11 protein-coding genes and 1 pseudogene are annotated in these 14,327 nt (G+C 59.5%); 6 read left to right on the forward strand and 6 right to left on the reverse strand.

What is annotated here, in order from left to right; translation table 11 throughout:
- Positions 1-8 precede the first annotated feature (8 nt).
- Both QCL65_RS23740 and QCL65_RS23745 read right to left on the reverse strand, forming a co-directional pair.
- Positions 9-1,019 carry a class 1 fructose-bisphosphatase gene (locus QCL65_RS23740; protein ID WP_407313231.1) on the reverse strand — a complete coding sequence of 337 codons (1,011 nt, stop codon included), beginning with the start codon at positions 1,017-1,019 and terminating at the stop codon, positions 9-11.
- Between the two features lie 257 nt (positions 1,020-1,276).
- Positions 1,277-3,730, reverse strand: a complete 2,454-nt coding sequence (locus QCL65_RS23745; protein ID WP_407313233.1) for a glycogen/starch/alpha-glucan phosphorylase — start codon at positions 3,728-3,730, stop codon at positions 1,277-1,279.
- Positions 3,731-3,928: 198 nt separating this feature from the next.
- On the opposite strand from QCL65_RS23745, the gene QCL65_RS23750 reads away from it, so the two are divergent.
- Positions 3,929-4,333 (forward strand): YkgJ family cysteine cluster protein, encoded by a 405-nt coding sequence (locus QCL65_RS23750; RefSeq protein ID WP_407313235.1) that lies wholly within the window; start codon positions 3,929-3,931, stop codon positions 4,331-4,333.
- A gap of 8 nt (positions 4,334-4,341) precedes the next feature.
- Here QCL65_RS23750 and QCL65_RS23755 read toward each other — a convergent pair whose 3' ends face one another.
- The 4 genes and pseudogenes from QCL65_RS23755 to thiI form a co-directional block, all read right to left on the reverse strand.
- A complete protein-coding gene (locus QCL65_RS23755) occupies positions 4,342-5,427 on the reverse strand; it encodes a methyl-accepting chemotaxis protein (protein ID WP_407316997.1) in 1,086 nt (361 codons plus the stop codon).
- Between the two features lie 33 nt (positions 5,428-5,460).
- Positions 5,461-6,330: pseudogene (locus QCL65_RS23760) on the reverse strand (cache domain-containing protein); the annotation flags it as partial.
- Between the two features lie 168 nt (positions 6,331-6,498).
- Complete coding sequence (gene typA / locus QCL65_RS23765) at positions 6,499-8,316, reverse strand: translational GTPase TypA (protein ID WP_407313237.1); 1,818 nt, start codon at positions 8,314-8,316, stop codon at positions 6,499-6,501.
- Between the two features lie 135 nt (positions 8,317-8,451).
- Positions 8,452-9,906, reverse strand: coding sequence for a tRNA uracil 4-sulfurtransferase ThiI (thiI, locus tag QCL65_RS23770; RefSeq protein ID WP_407313240.1), 1,455 nt, complete (start codon positions 9,904-9,906; stop codon positions 8,452-8,454).
- Between the two features lie 329 nt (positions 9,907-10,235).
- Between thiI and glnA the strand changes: the two genes are divergently transcribed.
- The 5 genes from glnA (at position 10,236) to QCL65_RS23795 (ending at position 14,200) form a co-directional block, all read left to right on the forward strand.
- Entirely contained in the window at positions 10,236-11,642 is a 1,407-nt protein-coding gene (glnA, locus tag QCL65_RS23775; RefSeq protein ID WP_407313242.1) for a glutamate--ammonia ligase, read from the forward strand.
- A gap of 156 nt (positions 11,643-11,798) precedes the next feature.
- Positions 11,799-12,218, forward strand: coding sequence for a cupin domain-containing protein (locus QCL65_RS23780; protein ID WP_407313244.1), 420 nt, complete (start codon positions 11,799-11,801; stop codon positions 12,216-12,218).
- Between the two features lie 194 nt (positions 12,219-12,412).
- The gene (locus tag QCL65_RS23785) at positions 12,413-12,958 is read left to right on the forward strand and encodes a chorismate mutase (RefSeq protein WP_407313246.1); all 546 of its coding nucleotides are present in this window, start codon (positions 12,413-12,415) and stop codon (positions 12,956-12,958) included.
- Positions 12,959-13,055: 97 nt separating this feature from the next.
- Positions 13,056-13,568, forward strand: coding sequence for a DUF4124 domain-containing protein (locus tag QCL65_RS23790; RefSeq protein WP_407313248.1), 513 nt, complete (start codon positions 13,056-13,058; stop codon positions 13,566-13,568).
- On the forward strand, positions 13,565-14,200 hold the full coding sequence (locus QCL65_RS23795) for a DUF4124 domain-containing protein (protein WP_407313250.1): 636 nt from the start codon (positions 13,565-13,567) through the stop codon (positions 14,198-14,200). The genes QCL65_RS23790 and QCL65_RS23795 overlap by 4 nt, the downstream gene beginning before the upstream one ends.
- Positions 14,201-14,327 lie beyond the last annotated feature (127 nt).

Here is a 14,327-nt window from a genome sequence, read left to right on the forward strand (position 1 = left end):
AGGTCGGTTTAGCCTTTGTGGTAACCGGTGACGCGCTCGACTTCTTCCTTCGAGCCCAGATACACCGCGACGCGCTGGTGCAGGCCTTCAGGCTGGATGTCGAGGATGCGCTGGTGGCCGTCGGTGGAAGCACCACCGGCCTGCTCGACCAAAAACGACATCGGGTTGGCTTCGTACATCAAACGCAGCTTGCCCGGTTTCGACGGCTCGCGGCTGTCGCGCGGGTACATGAACAAGCCACCGCGGGTCAGGATACGGTGCACGTCAGCGACCATCGAAGCGATCCAGCGCATGTTGTAGTTTTTCTTCAACGGGCCCTCTTCGCCCGCCAACAGCTCGCCCACGTAGCGGGTCACAGGTTCTTCCCAGTGACGCTGGTTGGACATGTTGATGGCGAACTCAGCGGTATTCTGCGGGATCTGCATGTTTTCGTGGGTCAACACGAAACTGCCCATTTCACGGTCCAGGGTGAAGCCTTTAACGCCGTTGCCCAGAGTCAGAATGAGCATGGTCTGTGGGCCATAAATGGCGTAGCCCGCGGCCACTTGCTCGGTGCCTTTTTGCAGAAAGGCCTGCTCTTTGAGGCTGTCGTTCTGGCTCAGGTGCTCGGAGGGGCAACGCAGTACCGAAAAGATGGTGCCTACCGAAACGTTGACGTCGATGTTGGACGAGCCGTCCAGGGGATCGAACACCAACAGGTACGCACCCTTGGGGTATTGGCCGGGGATCTGGTAAGCGTTGTCCATTTCCTCCGACGCCATGCCTGCCAAGTGCCCGCCCCACTCGTTGGCTTCCAGCAGGATATCGTTGGAGATGACGTCGAGTTTTTTCTGCACTTCGCCCTGCACGTTCTCAGTACCCATGCTGCCCAACACGCCACCCAGGGCGCCTTTGGATACAGCGTGGCTGATTTCCTTGCATGCACGTGCCACCACTTCGATAAGGAAGCGCAGATCTGCAGGCGTGTTGTTGCTGCGGGTCTGCTCGATCAAATAGCGACTCAGGGTAACGCGGGACATGGACGGCTCCGGAGAACAGGGGGACGGGAAGACCCGCGCAGTTTACCGCGTGGGCGCAAACCTGACGAGCAATAGGGAATAAGGTTCAGCGATAGGACCGAAAGAGCAGCGCATGGTTCCCGGTAGGAGGGGCCCGGGCGGCGTTCCGCTTGCCCCCGAGCTCTTCGTCTCGGCCAAGAGCTCTCGCAGCGGCCAAGAGCTCGGGGGCGAGCCCCCTCCTACGTTATCGTTTGCCTTTGATCCAAGGTCGTTGGCGATTATTTCTTCATAGCCTGCCAAATTTCTTCAGCGTATTCACGAATGGTCCGGTCGGAAGAGAACCAGCCCATACGCGCCGTGTTGAGTACCGCCATGCGCCACCACTTGTCCGTGTCGTGCCAAGTTTCCTCGACACGTTTCTGGGCATCCCAGTAGGCGTCGAAGTCGGCACACAGCAAGAACGTGTCATGGTTGCTCAAGCCGTCGACCAAAGCGCTGTAACGCGAAGGGTCATCGGGTGAGAACACCCCGCCACTGATGGCCTGCAGCACATCGTTAAGCCGATGGGACGCCGCGATCTCGCCGTGGGCAGCGAAGTCGCCCGCGCGTTTGCGCTCTTCGACTTCCTGGGACGTCAGGCCAAAGATAAACATGTTCTCTTCGCCGAGGAAGTCGCACATTTCCACGTTGGCGCCGTCCAGGGTGCCGATAGTCAACGCACCGTTGAGGCCGAACTTCATGTTACTGGTGCCGGACGCTTCGTAGCCCGCCGTTGAAATCTGCTCGGACAAGTCCGCTGCCGGGATGATGCTTTCCGCCAGGCTAACGTTGTAGTTGGGCAGGAACACCACTTTGAGCAGGCCGCGCACGGTAGGGTCGTTGTTAACGGTACGGGCGATATCGTTGGTCAGTTTGATGATCAACTTGGCCTGGTGGTAGCTCGCTGCCGCCTTGCCGGAGAAGATCTTCACCCTGGGCACCCAGTGGGTACCTGGCTCGGCACGAATGGCCTGATACAGGGCCACAGTGTGCAGTAGGTTGAGCAGTTGGCGCTTGTACTCGTGGATACGCTTGACCTGCACGTCGAACAACGCCTTGGGGTTGACCGTCACGCCGATGCGCTCGTGAATGATCCGCGCCAAAGCCTTTTTGCTTTGCAACCGCTGGGCCGCGAAGGCTTTGCGGAACTCGGCTTTCTCGGCGAACGGCTCCAGGCCCTTGAGCATGGTCTCCGGGTTATCCAGCACGTCGGCACCCAAGGCTTCCACCAGCATGGCGGTCAACGCCGGGTTGGCCTGGTACAGCCAGCGGCGGAACGTGATGCCGTTGGTTTTATTATTGATGCGCTCTGGGTAGATCTTGTGCAGTTCCGAGAACACCGTGCTGCGCATCAGCTTGGTGTGCAAGCCAGAAACGCCGTTGACGCTATGGGAACCGAGAAACGCCAGGTTACCCATGCGCACGCGCCGGCCGTTGTCTTCTTCGATCAGCGACACCTTACGCAGCACGTCGAAATCGTGGATGCCTTTGGCCCGCATGGCGTCGATGTGGTAAGCGTTGATCAGGTAGATGATCTGCATGTGCCGAGGCAACATGCGCTCCATCAAGCCCACCGGCCAGGTTTCCAACGCCTCGGGCAGCAAGGTGTGGTTGGTGTAGGCCAGGGTATCGACGGTGATATCCCAGGCTGCATCCCAGGCCAGACCATGCTCGTCGACCAGTTGACGCATCAGCTCGGCCACGGCGATCGAGGGGTGGGTATCGTTGAGCTGAATGGCGGCCTTGTCGCTCAGGTTGAGCAGGCTCTCGTTCATGTTCAAGTGGCGGCGTATCAAGTCTTGCAGCGACGCGGCGACGAAAAAGTATTCCTGGCGCAGGCGCAATTCCTGGCCGGCTTCGGTGCTGTCGGCCGGGTACAGTACCCGCGAAATGCTTTCTGCACGGGCCACTTCAGCGACGGCGCCCAAGTGGTCGCCCGCGTTGAAGCGCTCCAGGTGCAGTTCTTCCATGGCGCGCGCACGCCACAGGCGCAGAGTGTTCACACTGGTACCCCGCCAGCCGACCACCGGGGTGTCGTAGGCCACCGCACGTACGGTCTCGCTCGGCCACCACTTCTGCCGGGACTCGCCGTTCGCTTCGACCACGGTCTCGACGTGACCACCAAAGCTGATCGGGTAGATCACCTCAGGCCGTTCGAATTCCCAGGGGTTGCCGAAGTCCAGCCAGGTCTCGGTCTGCTCTTGCTGCCAACCATCGACGATGGCCTGGCGGAACAGGCCGTGCTCGTAGCGAATGCCATAACCATGGGCAGCGACACCCAGGGTCGACATGCTCTCCATAAAGCAGGCGGCCAGGCGCCCCAGGCCACCGTTGCCCAACGCCGCGTCTGGCTCGAGGATGCGGATACGTTCGAGGTCTACCCCCAGTTCGGCAATCGCCTCCCGGGCGATTTCCAGCAGGCCCAGGTTGCTCAGGCTGTCGTACAGCAAACGGCCGATGAGAAATTCCAAAGAGAGGTAATAAACCCGTTTCTGGCCACTGCGGTAGATCTGCCGCGTGTGGTCCATCCAATGTTCGACCATATGGTCGCGGGCGGCCAGCGCCACCGCTTCGAACCAGTCATGTTCGAACGCGTGATCGGGGTCCTTGCCCACCGCGTATGTAAGTTTGGCGAGTACAGCGGCACGGAATTCGGCCACCTCAGCTTCACGGACCAGCGGTTCCTGAGACATGCATTGCGTCCTCGGCGAAAAAGAAATTTTAAAACGAAGTTACCAGAGACTAGACGGTTCGACAGGGGGTGACAGCTCTGGTTCGACACTTTCTCTCATCACACCCCTACCATAGCCGAAGAAATCCGGCCGATGGCTGTTCACTTTTTCACCAGCCCCGGTATGATCGCGCGCCCTGCTACCCAGAAATAAACACTGATGAAGCCTACACTGATTGCCGCCGCCGAAATCGACCGTCTCGACACTTGGCAAAAATACTCCAGCTACATGTGTGGCGGCTGCATGTCGACCTGCTGCACGCTGCCGGTCGAGGTGAAAATCAAGGACCTGATCCGCATCGGCGTAGTGGACGAATTCGAGAAAGGCGACCCACCAAAGAACGTCGCCAAACGCTTGCAAAAAGACGGCATCGTCGAGCGTTTCAATCAGAAATCCGGCATCTTCACCCTGGCCCGCATGAGCAACAACGACTGCCTGTACCTGGACAAAAAAAGCCGCCTCTGCACCATTTACGAAGTACGCCCGGACACCTGCCGCAACCATCCGAAGATCGGCCCGCGTCCGGGGTATTGCGCCTACAAGCCTAAGCCTGTCGTTCGCTGAAACAAGTCTCAGCCTTGTCGGCTGAGGCCTGCCAGACGTTGCGAAAGCTCCTGCATACCGAGGCTCAACTCGCTCAAGCTTGCAGCATCCCGTGCACCTTCTTCGCTGGCCGTGTGAATGCGCACCGCCAGCTCGTTGATTTCCTGGGTCACATGGCTCTGCTCTTGGGCAGCCACGGCAATTTGCTGCGTGCGCTGCACGATATCATCGAAGCTCACTACCGTACTGCCCAGGGAGCCCGCCAGGGTGTCCGCCTGCTCGACCACCGTGCGGGTCCGGCTTTCCCCCGCGACCATGGTGCTCACCGCCTTGACCGACGCTTGGCGCAGCTCGCTGATCATTACTTGAATCTCGTCAGCCGAGGCCTGGGTACGCCCCGCCAGGGTGCGCACTTCATCCGCGACCACGGCGAAGCCACGCCCCTGCTCACCCGCGCGCGCCGCTTCGATCGCCGCGTTAAGGGCCAGCAGGTTGGTTTGGGCGGAGATCGACTTGATCACGTCGAGCACGCCGCTGACCCCTTCGATATCTTGGCCCAGGGTGGTGATCGCTTGGGCAACACTGGTGATGTCACCACTCAGTGAGTCGATGGTCTGGCTGTTCTGCTGCAAATGCGCCTGGCTTTGCCGGGCCGTGGACAGCGATAGCTGTGCGGTGTCGGAGCACTCGGTAGTGTTGGACGCAACTTCCTGGGCACTGGAGGACATTTCGGTAATGGCCGTCGCCAGCAGGGTGTTGTCCTCGCGCTGAGCTTCGGCCCGTTCAGCCATGACCAGCGCCAGGCGCGCGACATCCGCTGACTGGGTCTGCAGCCGCTCGGATTCCTCTGCAATGGCCCGCAGCATACTGCGCAGGCTGCCCGCATAACGGTTCACCGCTTGTCGCAGCACGCCGATCTCATCAAGGCGTTGCACTTCAAGTTCGGCGGCAGAGCTGGCGCCTTGCTCGCCGAGCAGGGCGATTTGCGCAGCCGTTTCGTTGACTTGCGCCAGCAGCGAACGCCCGACCAGCCAGGCCAGGCCAAACACCAGCGCCAACAGAGGCAGCAAGGTGGTGAGAATTTCCACCGTCAGCCTGCTGGCGATGCCGGTCATCTGCTGCTGCGGGGTGGTCAGGCCGATCACCCAGCCGGTCGCCGGTACGCGGGTCAGGCTGACGTAACCGTTGTCGCCCAGCAGTTCATCGTGCTCGACCTCAAAGGTCTGCGTGCCTTGGGCATTGGACTTGCGCCAGTCCGACACCACCTTGAACCACGGCGTGCTGGCCAGCAGCCCGGCTTCATCGGCCTGGGCCTTGCCATTTTGTTCGGGGAAGTACAGCACCTTGCCTGACGGGTCGAGGGCAAAGGCATAGCCGCCGGTGACCTTGCCGTTGGACTTGAGAAAGTCAGCGAGGCCGGTCAGAGTCAGGTCGATGGTCGCTACGCCCGCGAAACGCCCGTCGCGGTTGTAAGGAATGGTGCAGGTGGTCATAAGAATCTTGCTGATCGGGTCTTCATAGGCGTCGGACCAGCCGCAATGCCCTGGCGTCGAGCGTTTGCCCTGCGTATACCAATCGGCGCTCTGGTAGGCGTCCACCGCCGCCGCGTTGTACTCCTCTGAATAACTCAGCGCCCCTTGGGCCGTGCGGGCCCAGTAAAAACTGCGACGCGCCACCCCGGGGGTAAATGCGTTGGGTTCAGGCCATAGGCCGCCGCCGGCAATCGCTGCGTCGCCCTGGGAGTCGATAATTTTCGCCAGGCTGGCTTTGACCTGCTCGGGGTCGGTCGGCAGCGTTTCACCAAGGCTGGCCATGGCAGCCACGCGCCCTTGCACCTCACCCAGCTTGATCGACAACTGCCGAGCAATGGCCGTGGCCGACTGTTCGGCGCTTTGGGTGTTGGACTGCACCAGCTTGGGCTCACCGCTCAGGACCATTACCGCATAAATGGACAGGCCGGTGACCACGAGGATAAACACAATCCCCAGGCTCAGGCGCGACATGATCTTGGTAGGCATCAGGCTCAAGACGGCCCCCTTAAGTAATGGCTTGTCTTTAGCTATCGGCGCCCACACCCGAAACTTCACCGGGCGCCAGCCCTTTCATCGCGCAACGGGCTGTTATTGCAGGCATAAAAAAACGCCCCCGGCCATGACAGCCGGGGGCGTTTGGGTGCCACGCGTTACTTATGCGCCTTTTTTGGCAGCACGGGTACGCTCGCTTTCGCCCAGGATCTTCTTACGAAGACGGATGGACTTAGGCGTGACTTCGCACAGCTCGTCTTCTTGGACGAACTCAAGAGCCTGCTCCAAGGTGAAACGGATAGGCGGAACCAACGCGATGGTTTCGTCTTTACCCGAGGCACGCATGTTGTCGAGCTTCTTGCCTTTGGTTGGGTTGACGCCCAGGTCGTTGTCGCGGCTGTTGATGCCGACGATTTGGCCTTCGTACACGTCTTCGCCGTGGCCCAGGAACAACTTGCCGCGAGCCTGCAGGGTTTCCAGCGAGTAGGTCAGTGCCTTACCGGTCGCCACGGACACCAGCACACCGTTCTGACGGCCAGACATGTCGCCCGACTTCATCGGCGCATAACGGTCGAAGATCGAAGTCAGGATGCCTGCACCGGAGGTCAGGGTCAGGAACTCGTTACGGAAACCGATCAGGCCACGGGCCGGGATGTTGTACTCAAGGCGCACACGGCCTTTGCCATCCGGAACCATGTTGGTCAGGTCGCCTTTACGCAGACCCATTTGCTCCATGATCGCGCCCTGGGATTCTTCCGGCAGGTCGATGGTCACGTTTTCGAACGGTTCGTGCTTAACGCCGTCAACCAAACGGATGATCACTTCAGGGCGGCCAACACCCATTTCGAAGCCTTCACGACGCATGGTTTCGATCAGTACCGAGAGGTGCAATTCACCACGGCCGGAGACCTTGAACTTGTCGGCCGAGTCGCCTTCTTCAACGCGCAGGGCAACGTTGTAGAGCAGTTCTTTGTCCAGACGCTCTTTGATGTTACGGCTGGTGACGAACTTGCCTTCCTTACCGCAGAACGGCGAGTCGTTAACCTGGAAGGTCATCGAAACGGTAGGTTCGTCAACGGTCAGCGGCTTCATCGCTTCGACGTTCATCGGGTCGCACAGGGTGTCGGAGATGAACAGCTCGTCGAAACCGCTGATGCAGACGATATCGCCCGCTTCGGCTTTTTCCACGTCGATGCGGTGCAGGCCGTGGTGGCCCATCAGCTTGAGGATACGGCCGTTGCGCTTCTTGCCGTTGACGTCGATAGCCACTACCGGGGTGTTCGGCTTGACGCTACCACGGGCAATACGGCCAACACCGATGACGCCCAGGAAGCTGTTGTAGTCCAGTGCCGAGATTTGCATCTGGAACGGGCCTTCACGGTCGACGTTCGGCGCAGGTACGTGGTCGACGATCGACTGGTAGAGCGGGGTCATGTCTTCGGCCATGTCGGTGTGTTCCAGACCGGCGATGCCGTTCAGGGCCGAGGCGTAGACGACTTTGAAGTCCAGCTGTTCTTCGGTGGCACCGAGGTTGTCGAACAGGTCGAAAATCTGGTCCAGAACCCAGTCCGGACGCGCGCCTGGACGGTCGACCTTGTTGATCACCACGATGGGACGCAGGCCGGCTTCGAAAGCCTTTTTGGTCACGAAGCGGGTTTGTGGCATCGGGCCGTCTTGGGCGTCGACCAGCAGCAGTACGGAGTCGACCATCGACATCACGCGCTCTACTTCACCGCCGAAGTCGGCGTGGCCCGGGGTGTCCACGATGTTGATGTGGTAGCCGTTCCAGTTGATGGCGGTGTTCTTGGCCAGAATGGTAATGCCGCGCTCTTTTTCCTGGTCGTTGGAGTCCATCACGCGTTCGTCGTTGAGCTCGCCGCGTTCCAGGGTGCCGGATTGACGCAGAAGCTTGTCGACCAGGGTGGTTTTACCATGGTCAACGTGGGCGATGATGGCGATGTTGCGTAGATTTTCGATCACGTGTGTATCTCGATCAGAGGATTCGGTTTGCCGCGCATGTTACGCGACGGATATTAATCATTTGCGAATTCGGCCAGGCGGTGTCGCCGGTCTGGAGGGCGATGGCGGATACTTCCGCCATTGAGCCCCGGTACTTTATGTCGGACGATAAACGCGCACATTGGCATGTCCCTCACTTAATAAATGGTGAGCATGCAGGCGACTCATGACGCCCTTGTCGCAATACAGCAGGTACTGGCGTGTAGCATCCAGCGCCTTGAAGCGACTGTTGAGGGCATAAAAAGGCAAAGCCTGGACCTCGATACCGTCGAGCTCGAGCGGCTCGTCTTCCTGGGCATCGGGGTGGCGAATATCGATGATCACCTGGCCGGCCAGCGCTGCGCTGACTTCCTCGACCTCGATATCCTGGCCCAACTGATCGATCACTTCATCGATGGAAACCAGTTTGGCATTATCCAAAGCCCGCTCCAGCACGGCCATGTCGAACTGCTGTTCTTCATAGACAACGCGAGGGCGCTTGGCATTGGTGGTGGGACTCACCGAAATCACGCCGCAGTATTCTGGCATGTGTTTGGCAAAATCGGCAGTACCGATTGCAACGGCCTGGTCGATGATGTCTTGTTTATGACTTACCAGCAGCGGCCGCAGCACCAGTTTGTCGGTGGCCGAGTCGATGATCGAGAGGTTCGGCAGGGTCTGGCTGGACACTTGCGAGATCGCCTCGCCGGTCACCAGCGCATCGATTTGCAAGCGGTCGGCGATGCGGCTGGCGGCGCGCAACATCATGCGCTTGAGCACCACGCCCATGTGGCTGTCATCGACCTTGCCGAGGATTTCACCCAGCACTTCTTCGAAGGGCACGCTGATAAACAGCACCCGCTGTGAGCTGCCGTATTTCTTCCAGAGAAAATGCGCGACTTCCATCACGCCCAACTCGTGGGCACGCCCGCCCAGGTTGAAGAAGCAAAAGTGGCTCATCAGGCCGCGGCGCATCATCTGATAGGCCGCGACGGTGGAATCGAAACCACCGGACATCAGCACCAGGGCCTGCTCCAGGGCGCCGAGCGGGAAGCCCCCCATGCCTTCGTGCTGGCCATGGATGACGAACAGGCGCTGGTCACGAATCTCCAGGCGGACCTTGACGTCCGGGTGCTTCAGATCGATGCCGGCGGCCCCGCACTGCTGGCGCAACTGACTGCCGACATAACGGTCGACGTCCATCGAAGTAAAAGGGTGCTTGCCGGCGCGCTTGCAGCGCACCATGAGGATCTTGCCGGGCAGCAGGTGACCGAAATGCAGCTTGCACTTGGCCACGATATCGTCGAAGTCGCCCAGTGGGTATTCGTCCACCTGCAAAAAATGCGCGATACCGGGCGTACAGCTCAAGCGCTCGGTCATTTCGCGCAGCAGTTTGGGGTCGTCAACCTGGGTCTGCACTTCTAGGTTGTCCCAAACGCCGCTCACCATCAGTTTCGGGTCCAGGTCGCGGCATACCGTACGGATGTTTTTCGCGAGCTGACGGATGAAGCGCTTGCGCACCGGCCCGCTCTTGATGGTGATTTCAGGGAAGACTTTTACGATAAGTTTCATGAAAGCGGTGCGCGATATGCCAGCGTAAAAAGAGGGGGGCGGATTATAGCGGAAATCGCTCAAGGTTTAACCAGTTATCGTACAAACGGTTTTATGCGCCTTTTATTGGTGCGATATGATTTTTTTACGCCCCAAAAAGAAGCGTTAATAATTCGCCTAACCCGCTCAAGCGCCCTAAACGCCAGTGTTTACCCAGGAAATCCCATCTCGGGGCACTGGCATGCAATTTGCTCCCTTGTGAGGCAGGTTGCCTTGGCGGAGTATTCCCGCCAGCATCACCAAAATTAAAGGGCTCACCAACACCTGCCCTAATCCACCCGGAGGACAACATGTCGAAGTCGGTTCAACTCATCAAAGATCATGACATTAAGTGGATTGATCTGCGCTTCACTGACACCAAAGGTAAGCAGCAGCACGTCACCATGCCAGCGCGTGATGCCCTGGATGACGACTTCTTCGAAGTGGGCAAGATGTTCGACGGCTCCTCCATTGCCGGCTGGAAAGGCATCGAAGCGTCCGACATGATCCTGCTGCCGGACGACGAAACTGCAGTCCTCGACCCGTTCACCGAAGAGCCTACCCTGATCCTGGTCTGCGACGTCATCGAGCCGTCCACCATGCAAGGCTACGACCGCGACCCACGCGCCATCGCCCACCGCGCCGAGGAATACCTGAAGTCGACCGGTATCGGCGACACCGTATTCGTAGGTCCGGAACCCGAATTCTTCATCTTCGACGAAGTGAAGTTCAAGTCCGACATCTCCGGTTCCATGTTCAAGATCTTCTCTGAGCAGGCGTCCTGGATGACCGACGGCGACATCGACGGCGGCAACAAGGGCCACCGTCCAGGCGTGAAAGGCGGTTACTTCCCACTGCCACCGGTCGACCACGACCACGAAATCCGTACTGCCATGTGCAACGCACTGGAAGAAATGGGCCAGACCGTTGAAGTGCATCACCACGAAGTGGCGACTGCCGGCCAGAACGAAATCGGCGTCAAGTTCAACACCCTGGTGAAGAAGGCTGACGAAGTTCAGACCCTCAAATACTGCGTGCACAACGTGGCAGACGCCTACGGCCGCACCGCTACCTTCATGCCTAAGCCTCTGTACGGCGACAACGGCTCGGGTATGCACGTGCACATGTCCATCTCCAAAGATGGCAAGAACACCTTCGCTGGCGAAGGCTATGCCGGCCTGTCCGACACCGCCCTGTACTTCATCGGCGGTATCATCAAGCACGGTAAGGCGCTGAACGGCTTCACCAACCCGTCGACCAACTCCTACAAGCGTCTGGTCCCAGGTTTCGAAGCTCCAGTGATGCTTGCCTACTCGGCGCGCAACCGCTCGGCATCCATCCGCATTCCTTACGTCAACAGCCCTAAAGGCCGCCGTATCGAAGCACGCTTCCCGGACCCAGCAGCCAACCCTTACCTGGCTTTCGCTGCCCTGTTGATGGCTGGCCTGGACGGCATCCAGAACAAGATTCACCCTGGCGATGCCGCTGACAAAAACCTCTACGACCTGCCGCCTGAAGAGGCGAAAGAGATCCCCCAGGTTTGCGGTAGCTTGAAAGAAGCCCTGGAAGAGCTGGACAAAGGTCGCGCGTTCCTGACCAAAGGCGGCGTTTTCAGCGACGACTTCATCAATGCTTACATCGAACTGAAGAGCGAAGAAGAAATCAAAGTTCGCACCTTCGTGCACCCACTGGAATACGACCTGTACTACAGCGTCTGATTTCGGCGATGTGAAAAAGGCTTCCTTCGGGAGGCCTTTTTTTATGCCTGGCATTTTGGCCAGCTGTAAACAACTGGTACACCTACCGGGTGGACGCAGGAATACCCACAATGCACATTAAGGGCTCCAAAGGTATGAAAATTGGCAGGAGCCATCATGCAACGCCTACATTTCCCCGTTATTGCCCTACTGGCCGCGGTACTCTCCCCATTCGCTCTGGCTGCGCCGCCGGGCGTCGAAACGCAGGTGCTATTGCGCAGCGATAAGTCCTGGGACGGCACGGATTACACCGCCTACCCCACCACCGCGCCAGAGCTAACCGTGCTGAAAATCAGCATTGCACCCGACACCGAGCTGGATTGGCATTCGCACCCCATCCCCAACGCGGCGTACGTGCTCTCGGGCGAAATAACCGTCGAAGCGAAGAACAGCAATGCCAAACAGACTTTGCGCCAAGGCGATACCTTGGCCGAAATGGTCAATCTACCGCACCGAGGTAAAACCGGGGGTCAGCCTGCCGAGTTGATCGTGTTCTATGCCGGCAGCAAAGGGCTGCCGCTTTCGCAAAAGGAATGATCGCGTGGGGCGATCCGCAGCCTTGATGCCGAAACGCCCAGTCCAAACCCAGCTTGATTTAATAAAGGCCACCTTCGGGTGGCTTTTTTATCGGCGCGCACCAGCAAACACCTTGCATAGATCTCCCGCTTGCCGCTCCCGTGCTGCCTGCAGAGAATGGCCCAGCCAAATTCAACAAGATCGAGCCCCTACCCATGTCCAGATTCTTTGCCGTGCCGCTGCTTCTGAGCGCTATCGCCGCCTCCACCCAAGCCATCGCCGCCCCCGCCAGCCTCGCCCCGTTGCTGCACAGCATCGAGGAGCGCCTGGCCATCGCCGATCAAGTAGCCTTGAGCAAATGGGACAGCCACAAGGCCGTCGAAGATCGCCCCCGCGAGCAGACGGTCATCGCCAGCGCCGTGGGCCTGGCGCCGCAATACCAACTGGACGACGCGCTGGTCAGGCAGTTTTTCGCCGCCCAGATAGAGGCCAACAAACTGCGCCAGTACGCTCTGCTGTCGCGCTGGACCCTGGCAGGCGCCGCGCCGGATTCACCGCGCCCTGATCTAGTGGGGAGCATTCGCCCACAACTCGATGTTCTGCAAAAGCGCTTGCTCCAGCAGCTGGCGGCCTTTGCCGATTCCCGTGCCGATCCGCAATGCCCGCAGTGGCTGGCGGCAGCGACGCACAAGGCCGCTGATGACGAGCTGCAACGCCTGGCGTTGATCCGCGCTACCGCTGAACTCTGCGCGAAACCTTGAGGGAATTGGCGGGATACCGGCGGGGCGCGATGTGCACTATGCTGATGCCGGTCAGGGCGATCCAACGATCGCGCCTATTCTCGCCACGGAAACCTTCATGCGCTCATGCCTTATCTGCCTGTTGCTGCTAGTCGCTCTGCCGGCCGGGGCGCAGATCTACAAGTACACCGATGCTGCGGGCAATACGGCCTACAGCAACCAGAAGCCCGAGGGCATCAAGGCCGAAACCGTCGAGCTGCCACCCCTCAACAGCATCGAGAGCCAGCCACGTACCGCGCCTGAACCCAGCAAGCAGGCGCCCCCCGCCATGCCACAGCAACCGCCCTATGCGGTGTTGGAGCTGACCGGTATTCCCAGCGAAGAAGCCCTGCGCGCCAACAACGGTACCTTCACCGTTGGTGTCGACCTGCAACCGCGCCTATTCCAGGGCCATAGCTTCCAACTGGTGCTCGACGGCAAGCCCTATGGGCAGCCCAGCAATGTTCCACGCTTGCAATTGGTCAATATCGATCGCGGCGAACACAGCCTGGCGGTGCAGATCATCAGCGGTACGCGGGTGATCCAGCAGAGCGAGACGCTGACCTTCACTGTACAGCGGGTCCACCTGTGATCCGGGCATTGAGCCTGGCCCTGTTGCTAGTGGCACTGCCCTGCACGGCGGACATCTATACCTACACCGACGCCCAGGGTAACCGGGTTTTCACCGACCAGCCCAACCCGGGTAAAGCCAAGCGCATCGAGCTGCAGCCGAGCAATCGTCTGAGCCAACCGAGCAAGGCAGCGCCCGCCCCCAGCCAAGCCAGCACGCCGGTAAAACCGCAGAAAAAACGTTATGCCCCTTACCAGATGCTGCGCATCCTGGTACCGCTGCCCGAAGCGAATCTACGCGAGGAAAACGGCGAGGTGATCGTCACCGCTACCAGCGACCCCGCGCTGCAGCCAGGCCACCAGCTACGTTTGCTGCTAGACGGCAAACCAGCTGGGGAGCCCTCCACCAGCCCGGTATTTTCTCTGCGCAATGTCGACCGCGGCGCCCACAAACTGGCAGTGGAGATCATCAACCAGCAGGGCGCTGTCATTGAGCGCACCGCCGCCCAGACCTTCTACCTGCAACGCATTTCCCTGGCGCAGAAAAAACGCATCCACCCCTGCAAAAAAGCCGACTACGGTGTGCGCCCCGAGTGCCCGTTGTCGGAAAAGCCTGACGATAAAGAAGAAAGCAGCATCCTGCCTTTCTTCTAACATCCTACCCAACCTTGCACTATATTAGTGCGCAACTCTGCACCACTGGCCATTAACGGCGCCAACTTGGTTCGCCCATTGGCATTTCTAACCCAGTGCGCACCGCGGTTGTTCAAGAAAAGCATTC

The sequence above is a fragment of the Pseudomonas sp. nanlin1 genome, from assembly GCF_045571515.1.
Lineage (GTDB): Bacteria > Pseudomonadota > Gammaproteobacteria > Pseudomonadales > Pseudomonadaceae > Aquipseudomonas.

What these genes read in the sequence shown, in the direction of transcription:
- QCL65_RS23740 (WP_407313231.1), bottom strand. Translation starts at nt 1,019, where the DNA reads ATGTCCCGCGTTACCCTGAGTCGCTATTTGATCGAGCAGACCCGCAGC.
- QCL65_RS23745 (WP_407313233.1), bottom strand. Translation starts at nt 3,730, where the DNA reads ATGTCTCAGGAACCGCTGGTCCGTGAAGCTGAGGTGGCCGAATTCCGT.
- QCL65_RS23750 (WP_407313235.1), top strand. Translation starts at nt 3,929, where the DNA reads ATGAAGCCTACACTGATTGCCGCCGCCGAAATCGACCGTCTCGACACT.
- QCL65_RS23755 (WP_407316997.1), bottom strand. Translation starts at nt 5,427, where the DNA reads ATGACCGGCATCGCCAGCAGGCTGACGGTGGAAATTCTCACCACCTTG.
- thiI (WP_407313240.1), bottom strand. Translation starts at nt 9,906, where the DNA reads ATGAAACTTATCGTAAAAGTCTTCCCTGAAATCACCATCAAGAGCGGG.
- glnA (WP_407313242.1), top strand. Translation starts at nt 10,236, where the DNA reads ATGTCGAAGTCGGTTCAACTCATCAAAGATCATGACATTAAGTGGATT.
- QCL65_RS23780 (WP_407313244.1), top strand. Translation starts at nt 11,799, where the DNA reads ATGCAACGCCTACATTTCCCCGTTATTGCCCTACTGGCCGCGGTACTC.
- QCL65_RS23785 (WP_407313246.1), top strand. Translation starts at nt 12,413, where the DNA reads ATGTCCAGATTCTTTGCCGTGCCGCTGCTTCTGAGCGCTATCGCCGCC.
- QCL65_RS23790 (WP_407313248.1), top strand. Translation starts at nt 13,056, where the DNA reads ATGCGCTCATGCCTTATCTGCCTGTTGCTGCTAGTCGCTCTGCCGGCC.